Annotated in this window: 21 protein-coding genes; 7 read left to right on the top strand and 14 right to left on the bottom strand. The window is 37.0% G+C overall.

Features of this window, described 5'->3' with window-relative positions:
• Positions 1-87 precede the first annotated feature (87 nt).
• Positions 88-1,131: a dTDP-glucose 4,6-dehydratase gene (gene rfbB, locus DYE19_RS01535; RefSeq protein ID WP_115323563.1), complete on the bottom strand. Its 1,044-nt coding sequence runs from the start codon at positions 1,129-1,131 to the stop codon at positions 88-90.
• Between the two features lie 194 nt (positions 1,132-1,325).
• Here rfbB and infA point away from each other — a divergent pair, with 194 nt between their 5' ends.
• A complete protein-coding gene (gene infA / locus DYE19_RS01530) occupies positions 1,326-1,544 on the top strand; it encodes a translation initiation factor IF-1 (RefSeq protein WP_005717339.1) in 219 nt (72 codons plus the stop codon).
• 104 nt (positions 1,545-1,648) lie between these two features.
• Here infA and lnt read toward each other — a convergent pair whose 3' ends face one another.
• From lnt to galT, 5 genes are all read right to left on the bottom strand, one after another.
• Positions 1,649-3,190, bottom strand: a complete 1,542-nt coding sequence (gene lnt, locus DYE19_RS01525) for an apolipoprotein N-acyltransferase (RefSeq protein ID WP_115322382.1) — start codon at positions 3,188-3,190, stop codon at positions 1,649-1,651.
• Positions 3,191-3,250: 60 nt separating this feature from the next.
• Positions 3,251-4,153, bottom strand: a complete 903-nt coding sequence (corC, locus tag DYE19_RS01520; protein WP_115322381.1) for a CNNM family magnesium/cobalt transport protein CorC — start codon at positions 4,151-4,153, stop codon at positions 3,251-3,253.
• 119 nt (positions 4,154-4,272) lie between these two features.
• Positions 4,273-5,301, bottom strand: a complete 1,029-nt coding sequence (gene galM, locus DYE19_RS01515; RefSeq protein ID WP_115322380.1) for a galactose-1-epimerase — start codon at positions 5,299-5,301, stop codon at positions 4,273-4,275.
• Entirely contained in the window at positions 5,295-6,452 is a 1,158-nt protein-coding gene (gene galK / locus DYE19_RS01510) for a galactokinase (RefSeq protein ID WP_115322379.1), read from the bottom strand. The genes galM and galK overlap by 7 nt, the downstream gene beginning before the upstream one ends.
• Positions 6,453-6,532: 80 nt before the next feature.
• Complete coding sequence (gene galT / locus DYE19_RS01505) at positions 6,533-7,579, bottom strand: galactose-1-phosphate uridylyltransferase (protein ID WP_115322378.1); 1,047 nt, start codon at positions 7,577-7,579, stop codon at positions 6,533-6,535.
• Positions 7,580-7,806: 227 nt separating this feature from the next.
• Between galT and DYE19_RS01500 the strand changes: the two genes are divergently transcribed.
• The 4 genes from DYE19_RS01500 to mglC all read left to right on the top strand — a co-directional run bounded on the left by DYE19_RS01500 (position 7,807) and on the right by mglC (position 12,724).
• On the top strand, positions 7,807-8,808 hold the full coding sequence (locus DYE19_RS01500) for a substrate-binding domain-containing protein (protein ID WP_115322377.1): 1,002 nt from the start codon (positions 7,807-7,809) through the stop codon (positions 8,806-8,808).
• A 296-nt stretch (positions 8,809-9,104) separates the two neighbouring features.
• Complete coding sequence (mglB, locus tag DYE19_RS01495; protein WP_049216449.1) at positions 9,105-10,097, top strand: galactose/glucose ABC transporter substrate-binding protein MglB; 993 nt, start codon at positions 9,105-9,107, stop codon at positions 10,095-10,097.
• Between the two features lie 71 nt (positions 10,098-10,168).
• Positions 10,169-11,689, top strand: a complete 1,521-nt coding sequence (gene mglA / locus DYE19_RS01490) for a galactose/methyl galactoside ABC transporter ATP-binding protein MglA (RefSeq protein WP_049216450.1) — start codon at positions 10,169-10,171, stop codon at positions 11,687-11,689.
• A 24-nt stretch (positions 11,690-11,713) separates the two neighbouring features.
• Positions 11,714-12,724: a galactose/methyl galactoside ABC transporter permease MglC gene (gene mglC / locus DYE19_RS01485; protein ID WP_049216451.1), complete on the top strand. Its 1,011-nt coding sequence runs from the start codon at positions 11,714-11,716 to the stop codon at positions 12,722-12,724.
• A 96-nt stretch (positions 12,725-12,820) separates the two neighbouring features.
• On the opposite strand, the gene mfd is transcribed toward mglC, so the two are convergent.
• The 7 genes from mfd to efp form a co-directional block, all read right to left on the bottom strand.
• The gene (gene mfd, locus DYE19_RS01480; protein ID WP_115322376.1) at positions 12,821-16,258 is read right to left on the bottom strand and encodes a transcription-repair coupling factor; all 3,438 of its coding nucleotides are present in this window, start codon (positions 16,256-16,258) and stop codon (positions 12,821-12,823) included.
• Positions 16,259-16,390: 132 nt separating this feature from the next.
• On the bottom strand, positions 16,391-16,579 hold the full coding sequence (locus DYE19_RS01475) for a DUF5363 family protein (protein ID WP_049216453.1): 189 nt from the start codon (positions 16,577-16,579) through the stop codon (positions 16,391-16,393).
• 36 nt (positions 16,580-16,615) lie between these two features.
• Positions 16,616-18,580 carry a tRNA(Met) cytidine acetyltransferase TmcA gene (locus DYE19_RS01470; protein ID WP_115322375.1) on the bottom strand — a complete coding sequence of 655 codons (1,965 nt, stop codon included), beginning with the start codon at positions 18,578-18,580 and terminating at the stop codon, positions 16,616-16,618.
• 15 nt (positions 18,581-18,595) lie between these two features.
• Positions 18,596-19,228, bottom strand: a complete 633-nt coding sequence (locus tag DYE19_RS01465; protein WP_115322374.1) for a DUF5358 family protein — start codon at positions 19,226-19,228, stop codon at positions 18,596-18,598.
• Between the two features lie 103 nt (positions 19,229-19,331).
• Entirely contained in the window at positions 19,332-19,799 is a 468-nt protein-coding gene (gene ybeY / locus DYE19_RS01460) for an rRNA maturation RNase YbeY (protein ID WP_115322373.1), read from the bottom strand.
• Complete coding sequence (locus DYE19_RS01455) at positions 19,800-20,903, bottom strand: PhoH family protein (RefSeq protein ID WP_115322372.1); 1,104 nt, start codon at positions 20,901-20,903, stop codon at positions 19,800-19,802.
• Between the two features lie 168 nt (positions 20,904-21,071).
• Positions 21,072-21,638, bottom strand: a complete 567-nt coding sequence (gene efp, locus DYE19_RS01450; protein ID WP_049216457.1) for an elongation factor P — start codon at positions 21,636-21,638, stop codon at positions 21,072-21,074.
• Positions 21,639-21,673: 35 nt separating this feature from the next.
• On the opposite strand from efp, the gene epmB reads away from it, so the two are divergent.
• The gene (gene epmB / locus DYE19_RS01445) at positions 21,674-22,687 is read left to right on the top strand and encodes an EF-P beta-lysylation protein EpmB (RefSeq protein WP_115322371.1); all 1,014 of its coding nucleotides are present in this window, start codon (positions 21,674-21,676) and stop codon (positions 22,685-22,687) included.
• A 91-nt stretch (positions 22,688-22,778) separates the two neighbouring features.
• Complete coding sequence (locus tag DYE19_RS01440; RefSeq protein WP_115322370.1) at positions 22,779-23,939, top strand: LysM-like peptidoglycan-binding domain-containing protein; 1,161 nt, start codon at positions 22,779-22,781, stop codon at positions 23,937-23,939.
• Between the two features lie 67 nt (positions 23,940-24,006).
• On the opposite strand, the gene rdgC is transcribed toward DYE19_RS01440, so the two are convergent.
• Positions 24,007-24,915: a recombination-associated protein RdgC gene (gene rdgC, locus DYE19_RS01435; RefSeq protein WP_115322369.1), complete on the bottom strand. Its 909-nt coding sequence runs from the start codon at positions 24,913-24,915 to the stop codon at positions 24,007-24,009.
• Between the last annotated feature and the right edge of the window lie 35 nt (positions 24,916-24,950).

Here is a 24,950-nt window from a genome sequence, read left to right as displayed (position 1 = left end):
TTTATTACATGAATTGTGATAATAAAATAAAGTGTGCTTCACTATACCAGCTTTTACACACTTTAGTAGCCAATTATCAAGATATCTTCAGCATTTCTGTGAAAAATAGTTTACATACCATTCAACCGTACTACGTAGCCCCGTTGTAAATGTCGTTTCAGGTTGCCACCCCAATTCAGTCTGGATCTTATTTGTATTGATTGCATAACGAATATCATGTCCAGGACGATCCGTGACAAAAGTAATTAATTGTTCAAAATCATCAATACCTGCAAGTACGGCAGAAAAGGCTGATAACTTGCCGCTTTTTTTTAACTCAGCTAATATGCGACATATTTCTTCAACAACACAACGATTACTGGTTTCATCTTGTGATGCAATATTATAAGTTTGTCCTACTTTCCCCTTTGTTAATACTAGATAGAGCGCTTTTGCATGATCCTCAACAAATAGCCAATCTCGTTTCTGTTGCCCATCACCATAAAGTGTCAACGGTTTGGCTTGCAATGCTTGCTGAATCATAAATGGAATTAATTTTTCTGGGTATTGATAAGGCCCATAATTGTTTGAGCTTGTTGTCACTAATGTAGGCAAGCCATATGTACGTTGCCAGGCACGAACGAGGTGATCACTGGATGCCTTTGAGGCTGAGTAAGGGCTACTCGGACGATATGCGGCAAGCTCAGTAACTGCCGATGCAGTATAATCTAAATCGCCAAAAACCTCATCAGTTGAAACATGGTGGAAACGAAACGTTAATTTTTTCTCTTCTGGTAATGTTAACCAATATTGACGTGCGGCCTCTAATAATACATACGTACCAACAATATTGGTTTGAATAAATTCTGCCGCCCCTAAAATTGAGCGATCAACATGGCTTTCTGCGGCTAAATGCATCACCATATCTGGCTGATGTTGCTCAAAAACGCGTTTAATATTTGATGTATCGGTAATATCTACTTGTTCAAAATAATAACGTGGATTTTTGTTCACGCTTTGCAAAGCATCAGCATTACTTGCATAAGTTAATTTGTCGACATTAATCACGACGTCTGAGGTATTTTCAATAATATATCGGATTACAGTTGAGCCTATAAATCCTGCTCCACCTGTAATAAGAATTTTTTTCATCATGTTGTTATTGTCCTAAGATATTACACATATAGAAAAAAGACTAAGCACTCACTTATCTTACCTCGTTCCTGAACACAACAGTAATAAAAACTTTGCTGAACCACGTAAAAACTGTATAATCCGCAAGTATTTTTTAATAAAATCCGCTAAAGCGAAGTGCGGTCAAAATTTATAGTTATCCAGAGGAACCAATGGCAAAAGAAGATTGCATTGAAATGCAAGGGACAATTTTAGAAACCTTGCCAAACACGATGTTTCGTGTTGAATTAGAAAATGGTCATGTTGTGACTGCTCATATATCAGGCAAAATGCGTAAAAATTACATTCGTATTTTGACTGGTGATAAAGTCACTATTGAAATGACCCCTTATGATTTAAACAAAGGTCGTATCATTTTCCGTAGTCGTTAAACTATACTGACTAAAAAAGCACTGAATAATTCAGTGCTTTTTTATTACAAATAAACATTAATTTCGCTTAAATATAATCACCGTTTTATTTTCTCTTTGCTATTTTAGGACAGCGTCATTTGAATACGACGACGAATCCAAGAATGAAATATTCTCATAAACACAAGTAATAGAGATAAAAAATAAATCGGTGTATTACCTAAAACAGCGTAAGGGGTTCTGCCTTCTGTTGCACTCACATGATAAGTTAAAGTCGTTTCTACAAATTGTGGGGCTTGGGCAACGATTTTTCCCAGTTCATCTATAAAAACACTAATTCCAGTATTGGTAGCTCGGATAACTGGCTTACCAAATTCTAACGCTCGCATTCTCGCCATTTGTAAATGCTGCCAAGGACCGATAGAGTCGCCAAACCATGCATCATTTGAAACAGTTAAAATAAAATCGGTTTCTTTTCTCATATTCTTGCGTAATTGCTCACCAAGAATAATCTCATAGCAAATTGCTGTGGTTAAATGGCGGTTTTTGACAAATAAAGGAGCTTGAATCTCATCTCCGCTTTGAAAAGCTGACATTGGTAAATTAAATACATTACCAAGTGGACGTAATACTATTTCTAATGGTACATACTCGCCAAAAGGAACAAGATGATGTTTATTGTAGCGATTTTCTGTCTTGATTGAATATGGTTGAATTCGATTACCTAATGTCACGATAGAATTAAATAATTTATCTTGTTTTTCATCTTGATATACCGTTCCAACAATCACTTCTGTATTACTTTGATAAGCTAGTTCCTGTAATCCTGTAAAAAAAGGCTGCATGTGATTTTCTAATACAGGTAATGCGGACTCAGGTAAAATAATGACATCAGTTTTACCTAAGTGCTGTGCAATTAATTTTTGATAAATATCTAATGTTTTATAAAGATACTCAGGCTCCCATTTCAAATTTTGTTCAATATTTCCTTGTACTAAAGTAATTTTAAGTCCATTCTTCTCTACTTTTTTGACATAACTGATTTGTGAAGTATAAGCGCTTAAATAGCCCACTATGCTCAGCAAAAGAAGATTAATTACAGCCACATTTAATTTTCTTGGCTGACTAAATAACGCATTCCCTATGTTAAAGAGAATTGCACTCACCCACATAACAAAGAAAGTTACACCTGTGACACCAAATAAAGGGGCTAGATGTGCAAATGGACTATCAATCTGGCTATAACCAAATTGTAGCCATGGAAAACCCGTAAAGATCCATCCTCTTAGAAATTCGGTAAAGGTCCAAATCACAGGATAAATCGCGACACTCTTTACTTGAAAACATCGCACTAAATATGCAAAAAGAACGGGGTAAAGCGCAAGATAAGTTGACAATACAACAACAAGCAAATAACTAGCAATTAAGGGCGTACCGCCAAAATAGTGTATACTTACATGTAACCAATTTACCCCAAAAGTAAAGAAAGCCAAGCCCCATAAAAAGGCACCCCAAAGTGCGGTTCGTTTATCACTAGTTTTAACAACAAAAAGCAACCCCAATAAAGACACATAAGCCAATCCCCAATAATCAAAAGGAGAAAAGGCTAACACACCTACTGCGCCAAAAATGATTGCAACTAAATAAACAAAAATAGATTTTTTCATTTTATTCCAAATAATTAACACGAGTAAAAACTCGTGCTAATTGTTAATAGTATTAATAAGTTAATCTTCTTTCACTTCATCAGCGTTTGTAATTTCAGCTATTTGTTCATCTGTCAAGGTAACACGTAGCTGAATTAATCGACGACTATCTGCTGAGGTCACCTTAAAATTAATGCCTTCAAGGGTAATGTCCTCACCTCGCTTTGGTAAATAACCAAAAGCTTGCATGACAAGCCCACCGATAGTATCCACTTCCTCATCAGCAAAATGGGTATTAAATTGTTGGTTAAAATCTTCAATATCCGTTAACGCTCGTACAGCATAAGTATGACGAGAAAGCTGGCGGACATTGACAACTTCTTCCTCATCAAATTCATCTTCAATATCGCCAACAATTTGTTCAAGAATATCTTCGATAGTCACTAAACCAGATACTGCACCAAACTCATCGACAACAATTGCCATATGAAAACGTTCAGAACGAAAATCTTTCAACATACGATCGACTCTTTTACTTTCAGGCACTATCACTGCTGGACGTAACAACGGGAGTAAATGAAACTCTTCTGCATTAGAACGTAAAAATTTCAGTAAATCTTTAGCATGTAAAATGCCCGCGATATTATCACGTTCATCAGCAATCACAGGAAAACGTGAATGGGCTGACTCAATAATAGTGTCAAGACAAGAATCGAGATTTTGATCAGTTTGAATAAAAACAATTTGTGAACGAGGAATCATGATATCACGGACTCGTAACTCCGCAATTTCCATCACACCTTCAATCATCTCTCGTGTATCTTGATCGATCAGATCATTTTGTTCAGAATCACGAATGACTTCAACAAGCTCTTCTCGATTCTTTAGCTCCCCTTGAAAAAAACGTCCAAATAGAGACTGAAAAAAACTTTTCTTTTGTGAATGTTCAATTTGATTAGTATTCGATTGGTCTTCGTTCATCATAAAAATTTGAGTAAGCTGCCGTCAACATTGACGGCTGAAAATTAACATATTTCCCTCATAATAGCAAAAAAAAGCCCCTAGACAGTGGGGCAAAACAATTCGCATTGATTATTATAATTTTATAGAAACTGAAATTTAGTCCAGTGGTGATAGTTTTTGTTTGCTTGGGTGATGCCACCTAATCCCCACCACTCAGGATGGTTAGGTGTATCTGGCAATGCTTGTGTTTCTAGTGCTATGCCTGCATAGTCTGCATAAACGCCAGCAAAACGATTTGGAGTACCTACGAGGAAATTTCCTGTATACACTTGTAGTGCTGGCTGTGAAGTGGATACTCGCAAACTCAGCGACCCATCTTGTGCAGTAAGAATTGCACTCATTTCCTCTTTTTGTTCACCTAATAAAAAAGCATGATCATAGCCTTTTACTAACATCTGCTCATCTTGCAAAAAATCTTGTACTATCTGTTTGGTTTGCCGAAAATCAAAGCTTGTTTGTTGAACAGGCTTTAAAGAGGCATTGGGAATCCCCGATGAATCTACTGGCAAATAGTATTCTGCATTTAACTGCAAATGATGATGACGGATATCACTCCCATAATCCGCATCATTTAAATTAAAGTAAGCATGATTGGTTAAATTTAACGGTGTATCTTGATCTGCTTTAGCTTCAAATTCAATTTCAACACTATTATTTTCGGCTAATGTGTAAGTCACAATAGCATCCAGATTACCAGGAAACCCTTGATCACCATCAGCAGAATGTAACATAAAACTGACAAAATTCTGACCGCTCTTCACTAGTTGCCAGCGCTGTCTATCAAAGCCCTTTAAGCCACCATGTAATTGGTGGGGCTCTTGATTTAAGTTCAGTTGAAAAGATTTACCATTTAGCTTAAATTGCCCGTAAGCAATACGATTTGCATAACGCCCAACTATCGCACCTAAATAGGCTTGTTGTATAAGATAATCTTCTAGCCGACACCCTAACAGAACCTCACGTAATTGATTTTTTACAGGCACTTTGCAAGACATCCATGTCGCGCCCCAATCCATCATTTGAATGGACATACCATGACTATTTGTCAACGTAAAAACCTGAAACGGTAAGCCATCTGGCGCATTTCCTTGTGCAGTTTGAATCAGCATACACTGACTCCTTGCGATGCTGTACAGACATAAAAGTCTTCTTTTAACCCTGTTTGCTTTTCATAATTATCGGCAATAATTTTGCGTACTGCTTCTACTTTTTCAATTGGTGCCACCGCCACAATACAACCACCAAAACCACCACCCGTCATACGAGCACCACCAGTTTTACCAATCGCAACTTGTGCAAGCTCAACTAAATAATCAATTTGTGGCACAGTGATCTCAAAATCATCACGCATAGAGTCATGAGACTGCCTCATTAATTCACCTAATAATGCGAGGTTACCACTTTGTAATGCCTTTACAGCATCTAACACACGTTGGTTTTCTGTTACGACATGACGAGCTCGTTTAGCAACCTCAGGATCGAATGCTGTCAGCTCTGCTTCTTTTTGTTTAAATTGCTCAATAGAAATATCCCGTAATGCTTTTACGCCAAAAAACTGTGCAGCCGCCTCACATTGTTGACGACGTGTATTGTATTCACCTGCAACTAAATCATGCTTAACATGAGAATTGACAATCATGACTGCTACATTTTCAGGGATAGGCGTTGGTGTTGTGTCTAAACTACGACAATCAATCATCAATAAATGATCTTTTTGACCTAAGGCTGATATCAACTGATCCATATTGCCACATTGACAACCAACAAATTGATTTTCAGCTTGCTGCCCAATTAATGCAATTTCTGTATTAGTCAATGCTAAATTTGCCAACTGCTGACAGAACTTACCAACTGCAACTTCTAATGAAGCAGATGAACTCAATCCAGCAGACAACGGCACATTACCTGAAATAACCAAATTCGCACCGCATTTAAAGTCTGGATAGCGTTGTTGAATAAATTTCACTACACCACGTACATAACCTGTCCATTTTTTACCTAACTCAGGTTCAATTGGTTTAGCTAAATCAAACTCATCCCATTCTTCGAGATCAGCTGCAAATACCCTAAAAAGACTGTCTTCACGTGCTTGTCCACTAATAGCGGTTCCATAATTAATCGCACAAGGCATGACAAAACCATCATTATAATCTGTATGCTCTCCAATAATATTTACTCGTCCTGGCGCATAAACATTTAATGTTGGTTCAGTATTAAATTTTTGTTGGAATAACGTTTTAGCTAATTGTTGTGGAGTCATTTCATATTCCTTTTTCATTGCGCTTTTACAAAATGTTAATTCTATTCTAAAGGGATTCAACCCTAGCCAACTAAATGTTGTTATTTCTGCTTATAATGTACTTCGCTTAGGGTACGCAATCTCTCTGCCGCTTGTTCTGCAGTCAAATCTCGCTGTGACTCCCCTAACATTTCATAACCCACCATAAATTTACGTACAGTTGCAGAACGTAATAACGGCGGATAAAAATGAGCATGCACTTGCCAGTGATCATTATTTTGTCCATTAAATGGGGCTGCATGGAATCCCATTGAATAAGGGAAGGAGGTTTCAAACAGATTATCGTATTTTGTCGTTAATTTTTTCAGCGCTAAAGCTAAATCTTGTGATTGCGCTTCATTTAATTCAGTTAGACGTTTTACTTGTACTTTGGGCAACAACAAAGTCTCAAATGGCCATACTGCCCAATAAGGCACTACAGCTAACCAATGTGCAGTTTCAACGACAATACGCTCTTTCAACGCTAACTCACGCTGAGCATAATCAACTAACATGACAGAGCCATGTTTTTCAAAATATGCACGTTGCGTTTGATCTTCACGAGCAACTTCATTCGGTAGAAAGCTATTTGCCCAAATTTGACCGTGCGGATGTGGATTAGAACATCCCATGGCTGCACCTTTATTTTCAAAAATCTGCACCCATTGATATTTTTTACCTAATTCGGCTAGCTGTTCTTGCCAAACTTGAACAACATCTGCAATTTCTGAGACTGTTAATAATGGTAAGGTTTTGCTATGATCTGGGGAAAAGCAAATAACACGGCTTTCGCCTTGTGCTTTTGAAATTTGAAATAAAGGATCTGTCGTTTTTTCTGGATTAGGTGTATCTTCTAATAATGCAGAAAAGTCATTTTTGAACACGAAAGGCTTCTGATAATTCGGGTTTTGTTCACCTGTAATCCGTTTATTACTTGGACATAAATAACAACTTGGATCATGAGCTGGCTTTTCATCCTCAGCCACTTTCTCTTGCTGTCCCTGCCACGGACGTTTAGCACGGTGTGGTGATACAAGCACCCATTGGTCAGTTAATGGATTATAACGTCGATGTGGGTGTTCAGTTGGTTCAAATAGTTGATGACTCATCTTTTACATACCCCCGAATATTGAAAACGGTTACATTTTTATATTCACATAAGATAACAAATTACCAAAAATAAACTGTTAACTAGATCACAAAATGAATAAATCTTGGCTTATAGGCTATTATTTTTGTGACTTAACTGTCAAATTTAAGGGTAAGCGTTTTCAAAAATAACAAAAATTCTATATGATGAGAGTAAGTAGTTCTCAAAGGAAAGGTCATATTAATTATGGTTACTATTCATGATGTTGCACAGTATGCTGGTGTATCTGTCGCCACAGTATCTCGAGTACTAAACAACCACGCATCTGCCAGTGCCAAAGCACGTTTAGCCGTGCAAGAAGCTGTAGAAAAATTAGGTTATCAACCAAATGCAAATGCACAAGCCCTTGCAATGAAAAATACCGATACTATTGGTGTCGTTGTTACTGATGTTACAGATTCCTTCTTTGCTATCCTAGTTAAAGCAGTTGATAAAGTTGCTGAAGAATATAAAAAGACAATTTTAATTGGTATTGGCTACCACAACGCAGAGAAAGAAAAAGAAGCGATTGATACATTGTTACGTAAACGTTGCAGCTGCTTAGTTGTCCACTCTAAAGCTCTCAGTGATGATACTCTCAGCCAATATTTAGCAAAAGTGCCTGGCATGGTAATTATAAATCGAATTGTACAAGGCTATGAACATCGTTGTGTGAGTTTAGATAATGAAAAAGGCACCTTCGTTGCTACAGAAACATTAATTGGGTTAGGGCACCGTAAAATTGGCTACATTGGTTCAAATCACTACATTACTGACGAAATAGAAAGAAAACGAGGATACCTCAAAGCCTTAGAACACTACCATATTCCCGTAATTGAACATGCCATTACACATAGCTCACCTGACTTTGAAGGCGGAGAAGAAGCAATGATCAATCTCTTGAGCTATAATTCCGATCTCACTGCTGTTGTTGCTTACAATGATTCCATGGCGGCTGGTGCAATTTCAGTATTAAGTGAAAACAACATTAATGTACCAAAGCAATGCTCTATTATTGGTTTTGATGATATGCCTATCGCCCGCTACCTTATCCCAAAACTAACGACTATTCGCTATCCTATTGATTTAATGGCAACTTACGCAGCTAAATTAGCACTCAGTTTAGTTGATCAAGAGGTAAAAACACCAACACATATTCAATTTAATCCAACACTTGTTAAACGATTTTCTACGGAACAAAAGACTTAGACATCTTTACAGATAGTGAAAAATGAAAACGTAAACATTTTTATTAAACCATATAAAAAGTGCGGTGAAATCTTATTAAATTCCATCGCACTTTTTGTTTTTTAGGAAGAAAAAATAGGCAAAAAATGTGATCAATCTAACATTTTTACGTGTCATTTGTAATCGTTTTCACAATTGTGAGTAAGATCACAGTCTTTCATAACATTTTCCAGTATTATGCCCACCAGTTATCTAGGCAAAGTGGGTTAAAAGCAGAAAGATAACAAAATCCATTCGTTCTAAATAGGAGAGTTATTATGAAAAAAACCGTATTAAGCGCAGTAGCTTTAGCAGTAGGTCTAGGTGTTGTTGCCTCATCAGCACAAGCAGCAGATCGCATTGGTGTAACCATTTACAAATATGACGATAACTTCATGTCACTAATGCGTAAAGAAATCAATAAAGAAGCTGAACAGTTTAAAGATATTGAATTATTAATGAATGACTCGCAAAACGCACAAGCGGTACAAAATGACCAAGTTGACGGTTTAATTTCCAAAGGTGTCAAAGCATTAGCAATCAACTTAGTAGACCCAGCTGCAGCGCCGACAATTATCGGTAAAGCGAAACCAGATGACATTCCTGTTGTATTCTTTAATAAAGACCCTGGTGCAAAAGCGATCGGTAGTTATGAACACGCTTATTATGTAGGAACTGATCCGAAAGAGTCTGGCTTAATTCAGGGTTCATTGATTGCAAAACATTGGAAAGCAAACCCAGCTTATGATTTAAACAAAGATGGTAAAATTCAATATGTCTTACTCAAAGGTGAACCAGGTCACCCAGATGCGGAAGCGCGTACTAAATTTGTGATCGAAGAATTAAACAGTAAAGGAATTCAAACTGAGCAATTATTTATCGATACAGGGATGTGGGATGCAGCTTTAGCAAAAGATAAAATGGATGCTTGGTTATCAAGTTCAAAAGCTGCTCAAATTGAAGTTATCATTGCTAATAATGATGGTATGGCAATGGGTGCCTTAGAAGCAACAAAAGCACATGGTAAAAAACTACCAATCTTCGGTGTTGATGCATTACCTGAAGTATTACAGTTAATCAAAAAAGGTGAAATCGCGGGAACTGTATTAAACGATGGTGTTAACCAAGGTAAAGCAGTTGTTCAATTAACAAATAATCTTGCTAAAGGTAAACCTGCTACTGAAGGAACAAAATGGCAATTAAAAGAGCGTGTTGTACGTATTCCTTACGTTGGTGTTGACGCTGATAATTTAAGCGATTTCTTAAAATAATAACCTATAACTATAAGTTGTAACTCTCAGGGGAGCTAAACCCTCCCCTCTTTTTTTATGTGAGGTTGGATATGACCACTCAAATTCCAAATCAAGACAGTGAAATACTGCTCACAATGACTAATGTCTGTAAATCCTTTCCTGGTGTTAAAGCACTAGATAATGCTAATCTAACCGTTCGCTCTCATTCCGTACATGCATTAATGGGAGAAAATGGCGCGGGCAAATCTACATTACTCAAATGTTTATTCGGCATTTACAGCAAAGACGAAGGTGACATCCTTTTTTTAGATAAGCCTGTTAATTTTAAAACCTCCAAAGAAGCTTTAGAAAATGGGATCTCAATGGTACACCAAGAACTTAATTTGGTGAAACAGACTACCGTTATGGATAATCTTTGGCTTGGTCGCTACCCATTAAAAGCAGGTTTCGTCGATCATGGAAAAATGTACCGTGATACAAAAGCTATTTTTGAAGAATTAGATATTGATATCGATCCAAAAGAGAAAGTAGCAAAACTTTCTGTATCACAAATGCAAATGATCGAAATCGCTAAGGCATTTTCTTATGATGCGAAAATCGTGATTATGGATGAACCGACCTCTTCTCTTTCTGAAAAAGAAGTCGAACATCTCTTTAAAATCATTGCCAAACTCAAAGAGCGTGGCTGTGGCATCATTTATATTTCACACAAAATGGATGAGATTTTCAAAATTTGTGATGAAATTACAATTTTACGTGATGGTAAATGGATCAATACCGTTGAAGTAAAAAATACTACGATGGATCAAATCGTTTCAATGATGGTTGGGCGTGAATTAACCCAACGTTTCCCACCAAAGACGAACGAGCCAAAAGAAACTATCCTAACTGTAGAAAATCTAACTGCGCTGAATCAACCTTCTATTCAAGATGTGAGTTTTGAACTACGTAAAGGAGAAGTATTAGGTATCGCAGGGCTTGTTGGTGCTAAACGTACTGATATTGTCGAAACAATTTTCGGTGTACGTGAACGCAAATCAGGCACTATTAAACTACACGACAAAGAAGTCAAAAACCATAATGCGTTTGAAGCTATTAATAATGGTTTTGCCTTAGTGACAGAAGAGCGCCGCTCTACGGGGATTTATGCCAATCTTAACATCGAGTTTAATTCTTTAATTTCTAATATGAAATCATACATTAGTAAATTCGGTTTGCTCAGTAACGCTAAAATGAAAAGCGATACACAATGGGTGATTGACTCGATGAATGTAAAAACCCCTTCACATAAAACAAATATTGGTTCTTTATCTGGTGGTAACCAACAAAAAGTAATTATTGGTCGTTGGCTATTGACTCAACCTGAGATTTTAATGCTTGATGAACCTACTCGTGGTATTGATATTGGTGCAAAATATGAAATTTATCAACTTATCATGGAGTTGGCGAAAAAAGATAAAGGTATCATTATGATTTCTTCTGAAATGCCAGAGCTACTAGGGGTAACAGATCGAATTCTAGTGATGAGCAACGGTAAAGTAGCTGGTATCGTGAATACCGCAGAAACGTCACAAGAAGAAATTTTACAACTCGCTGCAAAATATTTATAAAGCACAGAATTAAGGAAATAAATTATGGCTGCGTTAAAACAAAACAAATCCCTTGATTTCTTTAAACAAAATGCAATTTACTTTGTATTGTTGATTCTCTTAGGGGTCATTATTATTCAAGATCCAACGTTCTTAAACTTAAGAAACTTTAGTAATATTCTCACTCAATCCTCTGTACGTTTAATCATTGCTCTTGGGGTGGCTGGTTTATTAGTAACACAGGGAACTGACTTATCTGCAGGTCGCCAAGTTGGTTTAGCTGCCGTAATCTCTGCTACCTTGTTACAAGCAATGGATAACTTTAACCGAGTTTTTCCTGACCTCCCAGAGCTACCTATTCCTGTTGTTATCTTAACTGTATGTGCAATCGGTGCCATTATTGGTCTAGTAAATGGTTTAGTCATCGCTTACTTAAATGTTACGCCATTTATTGCGACTATGGGGACAATGATCATCGTGTATGGAATTAACTCACTTTACTATGATGCAGTGGGCGGCTCACCTATCGCTGGTTTCAATGAAACATTCTCTGCCTTTGCTCAAGGGTTCTTTAAATTTGGTACCTTTAAGTTGTCTTACATCACTATTTATGCTGCTATTGCTACGTTCTTAGTGTGGGTTCTTTGGAATAAGACACGTTTTGGTAAAAATATCTTTGCTATCGGAGGCAACCCTGAAGCAGCTCGAGTATCTGGTGTTAACGTAGCCCGTAACTTAGTTGTCATCTACATGATCGCAGGAATGTTCTATGGCTTTGGTGGAATGTTAGAAGCAGGTCGTATTGGTTCCGCCACAAACAACTTAGGTTTTATGTATGAGTTAGATGCAATTGCAGCCTGTGTAGTGGGTGGTGTGTCATTTGCTGGTGGTGTAGGTACCGTCATTGGGGTCGTAACTGGGGTAATTATCTTCACCGTCATCAACTATGGCTTAACTTATATCGGTGTTAACCCATATTGGCAGTATATCATCAAAGGTAGCATTATCATTCTTGCTGTAGCTATCGACTCGCTCAAATATGCTAAGAAAAAATAAAAAGAGGTATAGCACTAGCAACCAAAAGGCGATTCTAACAATCGCCTTTCTTTTACACCCAATCAACTTAATTCCCTTTGTTTTAATGAGCTAGTATTAACTTAAAATCTCTTTCAATAAATTTTCTACAAAATCTAACCGCTCTTTATAACTATTAAATGTTTTGTTAAATCTAAACTTCGTTGGACCATCAAAACGATAAACTGTCGGTTCTGATTGAATAAGTTGTAGGAATTTCATTGGCTCTAATTCAGCTGTGGCTAAAAACTCGATAAAGCCACCTTGTGCATTCGCATCAATTTTCTGTATTTGAATCTGTTTCGCTAATTGACGCAATTCAGCGATCTGAAATAAATGACGAGCAGCCTCGGGTAGTGTGCCGAAACGATCAACAAGTTCGACTTTTAACTCATCTAATGCATTTTTATGTTCAGCACCTGCGATACGTTTATAGAAGGATAAACGCATATTGACATCACCTAAATACTCCTCTGGTAATAAAGCAGGTAGGCGTAAATCAATTTCTACTTGTTGTTGTGTTAATTCATCTAACGAAGGCTCTCGACCTGCTTTCAGGGCGTTAACAGCACTTTCCAATAAATCCATATAAAGTGAAAAACCAATAGATTCAATTTGCCCACTTTGTTCTGAACCTAACAATTCACCAGCACCACGAATTTCTAGATCGTGTGTAGCAAGAATAAAACCCGCACCTAAATTATCTAAACTTTCCAGTGCTTCAAGGCGTTTTTGTGCATCTTTTGTCATAGCCTTTGGTGAAGGCGTTAATAAATAAGCATATGCCTGATGATGAGAACGACCCACTCGACCACGTAATTGATGTAATTGTGCTAAACCAAAATTATCCGCTCGCTCAATAATAATAGTATTTGCCGTAGGAACATCAATGCCTGTTTCAATAATTGTTGAACAAACAAGGACATTAAAACGCTGATGATAAAAATCCGACATAACACGTTCTAATTCACGTTCCCGCATCTGCCCATGACCAATTGTAATTCGAGCTTCGGGTACAAGTGCGGTAAGTTTTTCAGCACAATTTTCAATACTTGCGACATCATTATGTAAATAATAGACCTGTCCACCACGTAAAATTTCACGCAGAATGGCTTCTCTAATAATGCTATCATCTGTTTGCTTAACAAACGTTTTTATCGTCAAACGGCGTGCTGGCGGGGTTGAAATAATCGACAAATCACGAATACCGTGCATTGCCATATTTAAGGTACGTGGGATTGGCGTAGCTGTTAAAGTAAGAATATCAATATTTGCTCGCAATTGCTTAATGCGTTCTTTTTGGCGTACACCAAAACGATGTTCTTCGTCAATAATCAATAAACCTAAATCACTAAACTGTACATCTGATTGAATTAATTTATGTGTACCAATTAGGATATCGATTTTTCCTTCTGATAAATTCTGTACTATCTGCTTTTGTTCTTTCGCTGTTTTAAAGCGAGAAAGGACCTCTACATTCACAGGTAAATTCGCAAAACGATCTTTAAAGTTTTCGTAATGCTGCTGGGCAAGTAACGTCGTTGGCACGAGGACTGCCACTTGCTTATGATTCATAACAGCTAAAAATGCTGCACGCATTGCAACTTCTGTTTTACCAAAGCCCACATCACCACATACAAGACGATCCATTGCTTTTGGTTGACACATATCAGCAATTACTGCATTAATTGCCATTTCTTGATCAACAGTTTCCTCAAAGGGGAACGTTGCCGCAAACTGCTGGAATTCTTCACGATCATATTTAAACGCGAAGCCTTTTTGTGCTTCACGTTGTGCATACACATCTAATAATTCGGCTGCTACATCACGAATTTTTTCTGCTGCTTTATGACGTGCTTTAACCCATGCATCACTCCCAAGCTTATGCAATGGCGCACTTTCATCTGAACCACCGACATAACGACTAATTAAATGTAAGGATGATACTGGGACATAAAGTTTAGACTCATTCGCATAATTGAGTAATAAATACTCTGCTGTAATCCCAGCATTTTCAAGCGTGACTAGACCTGCATAACGCCCTACACCATGTTCTAAATGTACGACTGGTTGTCCAATTTTCAGTTCCGCAAGATTACGGATTAATGTATCTGGATTAACAGATTTCCGCTTATCTCGACTACGCTGTTGCACTCTCTCACCTAATAACTCTGTTTCAGTAATAATAGCCAATGGTGAATCTTGCGTAATGATAAATCCCTGCTCTAACGCACTAATTAATAAGCTACTTTGCTGTGTCACTTGTGAAAGGGCTACTATTTTTTGTGGTTTGATTTTCAGCGGTGACAGCAAGTCTAATAAGGTTTCTCGCCGCCCTTCTGTTTCTACTGAAAAAACAATATTACCAGCAAACTGCTCAGTAAATTGACGTAATAACTTCAGTGGCTCTTTTTGCTGTGATTGAATCGTCAGCTCAGGTAATGCTTGCAAGGGTAAATTTTTTTGACGTATTGAATTACGTACTTTTTCATTTTTTAGGCTAATTCTCGGATAGTGTTTTAGTTGATGATTAATTTCATCAATACGCTGCCATAAGCGCTCGGGCGATAGTAATGGTCGCATCGGATCAACTTTGCGGCTTTCATAGCGTTGTTGTGCATCTTGATAAAAACGTTCACCTTGTGTTTGAATATCCCCTAAATCCAGCCATAGGCTTTCCTTCGGTAAATAATCAAACAAACTTGCCATTTGGTCAAAAAAAAGTGGTTGCCAATACTCAATCCCTGAAATTAAAGTACCCTTACTCACTTGTTGATAAATATGTTCTGGGTCGCGGCGAATTTCTGCAAAGGTTTCGCGAAATTTCGCTCGGAAAAACTCAATCCCTTTATTATCAGTAGGAAATTCATGTGCAGGTAATAAATTAATAGAGTGAATTTCAGCTAATGTGCGTTGTGTGTCTACATCAAATGTTCGAATTGAGTCAATTTCATCATCAAAAAAATCTAAACGATACGGCTGCATACTGCCCATAGGAAATAAGTCTAACAGTGCGCCCCGTACTGCATACTCCCCATGTTCTAAGACTTGCTCTACTGCACGATAGCCCGCACTTTCCAGTTGTAAGCGCATTTTCTCAATTTTTCGATGTTCACCTTTTTTAATCAAAAAAACATTATGCTGTAAAAATTCAGGCGGGCATAAACGCTGCATTAACGTGCTAATAGGTAAAATCAATATGCCTTGTTGGTGATGTTGTAAATTAAACAATGCACTTAGACGTGAAGAAATGATCTCTTGATGAGGTGAAAAAGCATCATAGGGTAACGTTTCCCAATCAGGAAAAAATGTGACTGTTTGTTGGCTAAATTGTGATAAAACTTTCTCTAAACGTACCGCACTTCGTGTATCAGCGGTCACAACAACAGTTAATCCATGATACTGACTAGCGATTTCACTGATAACTAATGCATCAGCGCCTGCTAATACATTGCCTACAATTTTATGGTCATTTGCTTCAGTGGGAATGGATAAATCAAAATAGGAGGTTGTCATAACTACAAATATATTGTTAGATAAAATAAAATGAAAAGATAGCAAATAGTGTAGCGTAGTTTAGACTTTTTTCCAATAAATATCTGTATAAAAACCCAGTAAAAAAGCCAAGTTAAACTTGGCTTTTTCTATTTAAAATGTTTTCTTTTTCGCTTCTTGCTCCGCCTTTTCTTCAGGGGTCCAATTCTCATCAAATTTAACGACAGGCACACAACAGCAACCTCTGCCACCCCCACGTTCTACGCCAATATCTTTACAAAATTTATTATATTCTTCCCAAGCTCTGCGCAATAAACTTTTTTGCTTCGTTTTCTCGCCCATTATGCATATCCCCCCTGTTTTAGTGAGCTCACTATATCATAAAACCGCTGTATATTTTTGCAACATTTTCTTGACCTCCAATCGACAACTTTTTAACCAATCTTTTTTACTGAGTGTTAAATTCGACATATTAGAGTGCTTACAATAAGCAGTTAACAATGGACAATCTTGCTCTCTAAACATCGTCATCAAACGGCGAATTGAGGCTAAAGAGGCAGGTAATGTCCCATGATAGTAGGCAAATTTATGCAAAATGCTGATATCCTGTGGCAATAATCGCCAATCTTGTTCAGATAATGAGAACTCATTTCGTAAAGGATGAAAAGAAAACGCTAAATTACGCTCGAATTGTGTTCTAGCCTGTTGGCAGAGCTGCTCGCCTTCTATTGTTAATGGTTTAACAGCAATCACTGAATAACAACCACTACTTGCTTCTTTGTTTTCGCCTAAACTCACTAAAAAGAAACCGCACTTTTGCCAAAATCTCGCTAATTCTTGAGTGTAACCAAAACTCACTGAAAGAAAATCTACTTGGCAGTCTTGCACTAATCTATCAATAAGTTTTTTCCCAATCCCTTGTTGCTGATACTGAGCTAGGACAGCGATACGCGAGATACGTGCAGATTTCAAGCGGCACGCATCAGGTAAATGTGCTTGAAAGCAAAGTGCTTGTGCGACTAAATTACCTTTTGGTCGACGAATACCGCGCTCAATTGCCCAAATCAACTCATTATCCATTATTCCCCCCTCCTCAATTAACCAAATTGCACCGATAAGTTGATTCGCACTTTCTGCTAAATAAAATTGCTGTTTTGGTGCATCAAATAAACGGCGTAGGTCAATAGGTGAAGTACGATAATGTGATAGAGTTAGTAGGGCATAAAAAGATGTTATTTTTTTCTGTGCAATGAGTTGATGCTGAGTATAACGGCAGTAAGTTAATGGATTAATTACTCGTGTTTGAATTTGTAATAGTTGCTCTTCTGCTTGTAATAACAATAACTCATCAATAAAACCTTCTAATTTATCTTCTTTCTGCCAACGTAATGGGGTATGTAATTGAATATGTATAAAAGGGCGCTCAAGCTTCGCTACGAATTTAAGCAAAAACCCTCGTCCTGTACCTTCATAGCTTTGAATAGTTGTCGTGCATAACACCTGTTTAAAGCTTGCAGTAATAGCACGCAGTAAAGCCAAAGGAATCATAGCGGCTTCATCAATTAATAGCCAATGCTGCTCAAACTTCTGTGGATTATGCTGTATTTCTATATAAAGTTGATCTGGCGCTATAAATGGAATATCAACTTGAGCAAATTCTTGTAACACTTTGACCGCACTTTTATTTGGCGCAGTTAAAATGATAGGCTGATTTTGTTGAACTAAATACTTTGCCCACAACCCAGCTAAAGCAGATTTACCTCGTCCACGTTTTGCCGTCACAATAAAAAGGGCTTTATTTTCTTGGGCCAGTTGAGATAAAACCTGTTGTTGCTCAACAGTAGGTTCATGATGGTTGAGATGATATGACTTTTCAGACTGAGACACTTGAATAGAGTCGAATACAAAATCAGGGATCGCTTGATTACAATAAATTGGAAAACCATATTCAAGCATCTTTTGTTGAAAAAATTGAATAAAATTTGGCGTTGCTATCGGAGTATTCTGACCACTCCAGCGTAAACTATCTTGATCGGGTTGATTAGCTAAATTTTGCCAATGAGGAAGTAGGATTAACAAGAGACCTTGTTGCTTTAAAGTCCCACTTACTATCGCTAATGCCTCTAAATTTATTCCTTGCCACCCATTATAAATAATTAATGAAAACTCACGTCCAAGCAAATTTTTTGCAGTCGAAAAAGAACAGTGAGGAATAGAAACAAAGTGCGGTAAAGGGTTTCCAATCCATACTGCACTTTGTTGCATCAAGTATTCAATCTGACATAAACATTGCTCTCTAAATACGCTTTCAGCACCTTGCCAGACAATCACTCGTCTAGTCATACTTGATGTATTCCATTAAAATGGCGATTTCATACGTTGTTCCATCTCCTCTTGTTGCTCACGAATTCGACGTTCTAGAGACTCTTGTTGTTCTTGAATACGGCGTTCAATAGATTTTTTCTGTTCTTGAATACGCCCTTGAATGGAGGTATCACGAGACTCTTCTAATTCTGTTGTTTTTTTAGCTCGTCCCCATAAATATTGATAGCGTTCTGTTAAAAGTCGACAATCACGCTCACGAATATTAGATATATCATGTTTTAATTGTTGATACTTAAATTGAAAATAACGAAAAGATTGTGGATCATCATAAATTGTTTTTGCTTTTTCTTTTCCAATTACTTTCACAAGTTGTTCATAACTTAGCTCTTTTAATACCTGTTTTTCTAATGCTTTTAAACGCTGTTCCTGTTGTTTCCCTAATTGTGACTCTAAACAACTATACATATTATTCTCAGCCAAAATAAATTGATACATTTGCTCAGTCGAAATTTTATATTGTGATGGCTCTTTTGATTTTGGTTTTCTAGGGTATTTATGCTGCTCAAAAGATGGATCAACCTTAGGCTCGTATTGTGGATAAGGATAATAAGTCACACATGCCATTAAACTTAACATTGATAAGGCTATCAATAATTTTTTAAACATTCTTTATTCCCACATTTTTATAAAGGATTTACATTACATTCAGATGAACTTAGGCTACAATTTCGTGGCATAGTTTAAAAGTGCGGTCTATTTTTACAAAATTTTACGCTTTTTCACTTAAATAAGGATCATCAAATCCAAGCGCGTACATAATTTCAGTTTCTAGACGTTCCATTTCCTCAGCCTCTTCCTCTTCAATATGATCATAACCAAGTAAATGTAAGCTACCATGCACGATCATATGTGCCCAATGTGCCATCAAGGATTTATCTTGTTCTCTCGCTTCTTTTTCCACCACTTGACGACAAATCACTAAATCCCCTAACAAGTTGAGTTCCACCTCATCTGGACATTCAAAAGGGAAAGAAAGTACATTTGTAGGCTTATCTTTACCTCGATAAGTCAAATTCAGCTCATGACTTTCTGCTTCATCTACAATACGTACAGTCATTTCCACACTAGATAATTTAGGTTTTATCGCTTGAGTTGCCCAAGCTTGAATTTGTACTTCAGTGGGTAAGTTTTCTGTATTTTCAGTGGCAATTTGTAAATCAATGATCACTTGCTTCATTTATTCATTCTCACTCAGGGAGTTGGCTAATTGCTCTTTCTTTGTACGTTCTTGGCGACGTTGTTCTGCCATGACAGTACGACGAATTTCATCTTGTGCCTCCCACGCATCATAAGCTTGTACGACTTTTGCGACGACGGGGTGGCGGACGATATCTTTACTTTCAAAATAGTTAAAACTCAGCTCAGGTACATTTTCTAGTACTTCAATAGCATGGCGTAGGCCAGATTTTTGACTACGTGGCAAGTCGATTTGAGTAATATCACCCGTAATAACAGCCTTTGAATTAAAACCAATACGTGTTAAGAACATTTTCATTTGCTCAACAGTCGTATTTTGACTCTCATCAAGAATAATAAAACTATCGTTTAATGTACGACCTCGCATATAAGCTAAAGGCGCAATTTCAATCACATTACGCTCCATCAACTTTTGTACACGTTCAAAGCCTAGCATCTCAAAAAGCGCATCATAAAGTGGTCGTAAATAAGGTTCAATTTTTTGACCCAAATCGCCAGGTAAGAAACCTAATTTTTCACCCGCTTCAACTGCAGGACGAGTCAGCAAAATACGGCGAACTTCTTGTTTTTCTAAAGCTTCAACTGCGGCAGCTACAGCTAAAAAAGTTTTCCCTGTTCCTGCTGGTCCAATACCAAAACTAATATCATGACGAAAAATATTATGTAAATATTGGACTTGATTTGGACCACGCGGTTTAATCAAACCACGCTTCGTTTTAATTGAAGAAGCATATACCTTACTTTCTTCACGTATTTCCTCATGTTCTTGGACTAAAATACGACTTTCTTGAATCGCAATATGGACATCTTCTAAATCCAACGCCTTCACTTGCCCGCGCACAGGTGATGTTTCCAAATATAAAACTTGGATTAATTTTGCCGCACTTTTTAGTAAGTTGGTATGATGAGACTTACTATTATCTTCATTAGATCGAATAGTAAAAGTAAAATTACGACGCAAAATTGTTAAATTCAATGATTTTTCAATCAGTTGTAAATTACCTTCATATGGACCACATAAAGCTTGTAAACGCACATTATCCTGCGGCTCAAGTGTAAATGTTTCGGTGAGTAAATCGGTCAAAGCTAAACCTCAAAAGAAAATTAAAAAAACAGTCTGTATTGTAAAGAGATCAAGTTGAATTTACTAGGCTGGATTGTCGCCAAATAAAGAGAAACTCATTCTAATTTGGACGTACAAAAATAAAGGCAAGCATATTTGCTCACCCTTATTATAAAACTAAAAAAGGACTTATTTCACGCGTGAAACATATTCACCAGAGCGAGTATCGACCTTGATAACTTCACCAATTTGAACGAATAAAGGCACTTTAACAACAGCACCAGTGCTTAATGTCGCAGGCTTACCACCTGTACCCGCAGTATCACCTTTTAAACCAGGATCAGTATCTACGATTTCTAACTCAACAAAGTTTGGTGGTGTAATGGAAATTGGGGAACCATTCCATAATGTAACGATACAATCTGCTTGGTCTAATAACCATTTTTCTGCATCACCTACTGCTTTTGCATCTGCTGAATATTGCTCAAATGTTTCTGGGTGCATAAAATACCAGAATGCATCATCTTTGTATGAATAAGTTAAGTTTAAATCCATTACATCAGCAGCTTCAACTGAAGTACCCGATTTGAAGTTCACATCCAATACTTTGCCAGAAATTAATTTACGGATACGTGTACGTGTAAATGCTTGACCTTTTCCAGGTTTAACAAATTCATTTTCAACGATCACACAAGGCTCGCCATCTTGCATAAATTTTAGACCTGGTTTGAAATCACTGGTAGTATATGTAGCCATATTATCCTCAAGTTATAAAGAGATTGTTTTTAAAAGTGCACATTTTAACTCAAAATATAGTAATTAGAGAAGAACAAAGTTGGACAGATCATCTCGCAAATGCTATTTCTGATCCAAAAATTTTATTAAAAGTACTTAATTTACCCATTACTGCTTTTGAAAAAGATATTGAAGCACGTCGCTTATTCCCCATGCGAGTGCCATTGCCCTTTGTCGCTAAGATGGAAAGCGGCAATCCTCAAGATCCTCTTTTCTTACAAGTCATGACTGCCAATGATGAGTTTCTACAAGCGGAAGGCTTTACACCAGATCCCCTTGAAGAACAAAACGCTGTTGTTCCTAGCGTTTTGCATAAATATCACAACCGTTTGCTATTGATGGTCAAAGGTGGTTGTGCTGTAAATTGTCGATATTGTTTCCGTCGTCATTTCCCTTACGCGGATAACAAAGGTAACAAAACAAATTGGCAAAAAGCCTTAGACTATATTTCTGCACACCCAGAAATTGAAGAAGTCATTTTTTCTGGTGGCGATCCTTTAATGGCAAAGGATCATGAATTAGTTTGGTTAATCAAAAATTTGGAAAACATACCGCACTTACAACGCTTACGTATCCATACTCGCCTACCTGTTGTGATTCCACAACGCGTGACAGATGAACTCTGTACAATATTAGCAACTAGTCGTTTACAAAGCGTTATGGTGACACATATCAATCATCCTAATGAAATCGATCAACAATTAATACAGGCGATGGATAAACTGAAAAAAGTTGGTGTTGTCTTATTAAATCAAGCTGTATTACTTAAAGGTATCAACGACAATGCACATATTTTAAAGCAATTAGGAGATAAATTATTTACTGCCAATATTTTGCCTTATTATTTACATTTGTTAGATAAAGTCGAAGGGGCAAGCCATTTTTATCTTGACGATAAACAAGCAGTAAAAATTTACAAAGAATTACAAAGCATCACTTCAGGTTATTTGGTACCGAAACTAGCTCGTGAAATTGCGAAAGAACCAAATAAAACCCTTTATACAGCATAGGAAAATCAGTAAATATCCTTTAGAATAAGCCAAATTTTGACCGCACTTGAAAGTGTATATAAGTTAAGCTATTTAGAATTGAGGTACTATCGTGGATTCAGAAAAACAAAAGCCAGAGGTTGAGCATAGTCCAACACAAAATGAGTTGGATTTAGAGTTTAACCAAGTTGAGCCAATTACACCTAAAAAAGTGATTAAACCAGAACCTTCCATTTTTGACAAAGCGAAAGGGTTATTTGCTAAAAAAGAGCAATTAGAATCTCAATTGAATACTCGTAAAGAACCAACATTCAGTGAGTCAGTTACAAGCGAAATAAGCGACGATAACCTAGAGAAAACAGCAGATGTGTCGCATGAGTCCCTTGATGCGACACCTATTTCTTCCTCTACCGCAACAAAAATAAATTGGAAAAAACCAGAAACTTGGCCAATGTTACAAGTATTACCACAGCAACATCGCCGTTTATTCGTCACATTGCTCGTGTTAATCTTATTACTGATTATTTTCTTTGCTTTAAAACCAAACTCAGAAACAGTGCAATCATTTGAGCAACAAAATACAAATTCTGTACCGATTCAATTCCAACCCCTAGACAAACAACAAGCACTTGAAAGCTCTATTTTGGATGATTTAAACAAACCACAACATCCAAACGAGCCAACAACAATGCCAGTTGAGCGCATTAAAAATGATAGCGTATCAGAAACAGTATCAACGTCATCAGACTCAGGGATAGTAGTACCTCCTACGACTTTGCCGCCAACAGACATGGCTCAACCTAAAACTGAGCAAATTGCTGCAGAAAAACCACAACCTGTAAAACAGCCAGCTGAGCCAGTAAAAGTTGTTGAAAAAACACAGATTATTGAAAAAGCAAAAACTCTAGAAAAGGCAAAAGTTGTGGAGCAAACTAAGCCTGTAGAAAAAACGAAACCACTTGAAAAAATAAAAACTGAAAAGAAAATGGCACCAGTTGTTGATGCTGAACCAGCTAAAGTGAGTAAAGGTAAGACGCTTACTATTCCACAAGGAGTAAGTCTAATGCAAGTCTTTCGTAACCATAATTTAAATATTGCTGATGTTAATGCAATGACTAAAGCTACTGGTGCAGGTAATGCCCTAAGTAGCTTTAAACCAGGAGATAAAGTACAAGTATCAGTAAATAGTCAAGGACGTGTTGCTGAACTTCGCTTAGAAAATGGCGCAAGATTTATTCGTCAAGCTGATGGTAGCTATATTTATAAAAAATAATTAACAATCCTTATATAGAAAAAGCCTGTGGCATCACAGGCTTTTTCTTTCTTTGTAAAAATTAACTTTATAACCGCTCTTTTTCACCACCAAAATCATCAAGTAAATTTGCGATCAATTTACTTAATACAGCTGTCATCAAAACAAAATCAGCATCAAAACGTTGTGTATAATCTTCTTTTAAAATATCATCATTTTTCTCACGAACCTGATCAGCAAATTTTAAACGCTTTAAAGAACAATCTTCATTTAACACAAAACTAATATTTTCCTCCCAAGAGAGTGATAATTTAGTCACTACTTTACCTGCAGTTAAGAGTGATTGGATTTCTTCTGAATCTAAATTTTGTTGTTTACAACGAATAATTCCTGTATCACTACTCCCCATTAACTCAGCTTCTTCTAAAGCGATTAACCATTGTGGCGTGTTATCGTTACGGATCCAATCCGTCATAACCAAACTCGGTTCATTTGCAAAAGTTAAAGGTATCACTGGCAAAGAACCGAGTGATTTACGTAAAAGTGCCAATGCGTCTTCTGCTCGTTTACTTGATGCTGCATCGATATAAATCAAATGATTTTCTGTATCGATCCATAAGGCCGTATGTTGATTTTTACTAAATGCACGTGGCAATAATCCAGCAATAACATCATCTTTCAGAGTTTGTTTTTCCACTTTCTTTAATTTGCGATTTTCTTTCTGTTCTAATTGAGTTATGCGTTGTTCCAGTTCAGCATTGACTACCTGAGCAGGTAATATTTTTTCTTCTTTGTGAGCCACTAACAATATTTGTTTTCCAACTGAAAAATACAATAGTTCACTATCTCGCAATGGGTTTGTCCAACCAAATTTACTCATATCAGATTGCTGACAAGGATGATATTCACATGACTGTAATTGTGTTTGTAGTAGCTCTACTGACCAGTCCAACTCTTTAGTTAAACGATAAATCATGGCGTTTTTAAACCAAAACATAGTTTGTTCCTTATTTTTTTCAGGTAGAATAGACA

Source organism: Pasteurella canis (assembly GCF_900454865.1).
GTDB lineage: Bacteria > Pseudomonadota > Gammaproteobacteria > Enterobacterales > Pasteurellaceae > Pasteurella > Pasteurella canis.
The sequence above is the reverse complement of the archived record's forward strand: the minus strand, read 5'-3'. Positions and strand labels throughout refer to the sequence as shown.

Excerpts from the sequence above, each read along its gene's own strand:
- rfbB (WP_115323563.1), bottom strand. The coding sequence starts at position 1,131 with ATGAAAAAAATTCTTATTACAGGTGGAGCAGGATTTATAGGCTCAACT.
- infA (WP_005717339.1), top strand. The coding sequence starts at position 1,326 with ATGGCAAAAGAAGATTGCATTGAAATGCAAGGGACAATTTTAGAAACC.
- lnt (WP_115322382.1), bottom strand. The coding sequence starts at position 3,190 with ATGAAAAAATCTATTTTTGTTTATTTAGTTGCAATCATTTTTGGCGCA.
- corC (WP_115322381.1), bottom strand. The coding sequence starts at position 4,153 with ATGATGAACGAAGACCAATCGAATACTAATCAAATTGAACATTCACAA.
- galM (WP_115322380.1), bottom strand. The coding sequence starts at position 5,301 with ATGCTGATTCAAACTGCACAAGGAAATGCGCCAGATGGCTTACCGTTT.
- galK (WP_115322379.1), bottom strand. The coding sequence starts at position 6,452 with ATGACTCCACAACAATTAGCTAAAACGTTATTCCAACAAAAATTTAAT.
- galT (WP_115322378.1), bottom strand. The coding sequence starts at position 7,579 with ATGAGTCATCAACTATTTGAACCAACTGAACACCCACATCGACGTTAT.
- DYE19_RS01500 (WP_115322377.1), top strand. The coding sequence starts at position 7,807 with ATGGTTACTATTCATGATGTTGCACAGTATGCTGGTGTATCTGTCGCC.
- mglB (WP_049216449.1), top strand. The coding sequence starts at position 9,105 with ATGAAAAAAACCGTATTAAGCGCAGTAGCTTTAGCAGTAGGTCTAGGT.
- mglA (WP_049216450.1), top strand. The coding sequence starts at position 10,169 with ATGACCACTCAAATTCCAAATCAAGACAGTGAAATACTGCTCACAATG.
- mglC (WP_049216451.1), top strand. The coding sequence starts at position 11,714 with ATGGCTGCGTTAAAACAAAACAAATCCCTTGATTTCTTTAAACAAAAT.
- mfd (WP_115322376.1), bottom strand. The coding sequence starts at position 16,258 with ATGACAACCTCCTATTTTGATTTATCCATTCCCACTGAAGCAAATGAC.
- DYE19_RS01475 (WP_049216453.1), bottom strand. The coding sequence starts at position 16,579 with ATGGGCGAGAAAACGAAGCAAAAAAGTTTATTGCGCAGAGCTTGGGAA.
- DYE19_RS01470 (WP_115322375.1), bottom strand. The coding sequence starts at position 18,580 with ATGACTAGACGAGTGATTGTCTGGCAAGGTGCTGAAAGCGTATTTAGA.
- DYE19_RS01465 (WP_115322374.1), bottom strand. The coding sequence starts at position 19,228 with ATGTTTAAAAAATTATTGATAGCCTTATCAATGTTAAGTTTAATGGCA.
- ybeY (WP_115322373.1), bottom strand. The coding sequence starts at position 19,799 with ATGAAGCAAGTGATCATTGATTTACAAATTGCCACTGAAAATACAGAA.
- efp (WP_049216457.1), bottom strand. The coding sequence starts at position 21,638 with ATGGCTACATATACTACCAGTGATTTCAAACCAGGTCTAAAATTTATG.
- rdgC (WP_115322369.1), bottom strand. The coding sequence starts at position 24,915 with ATGTTTTGGTTTAAAAACGCCATGATTTATCGTTTAACTAAAGAGTTG.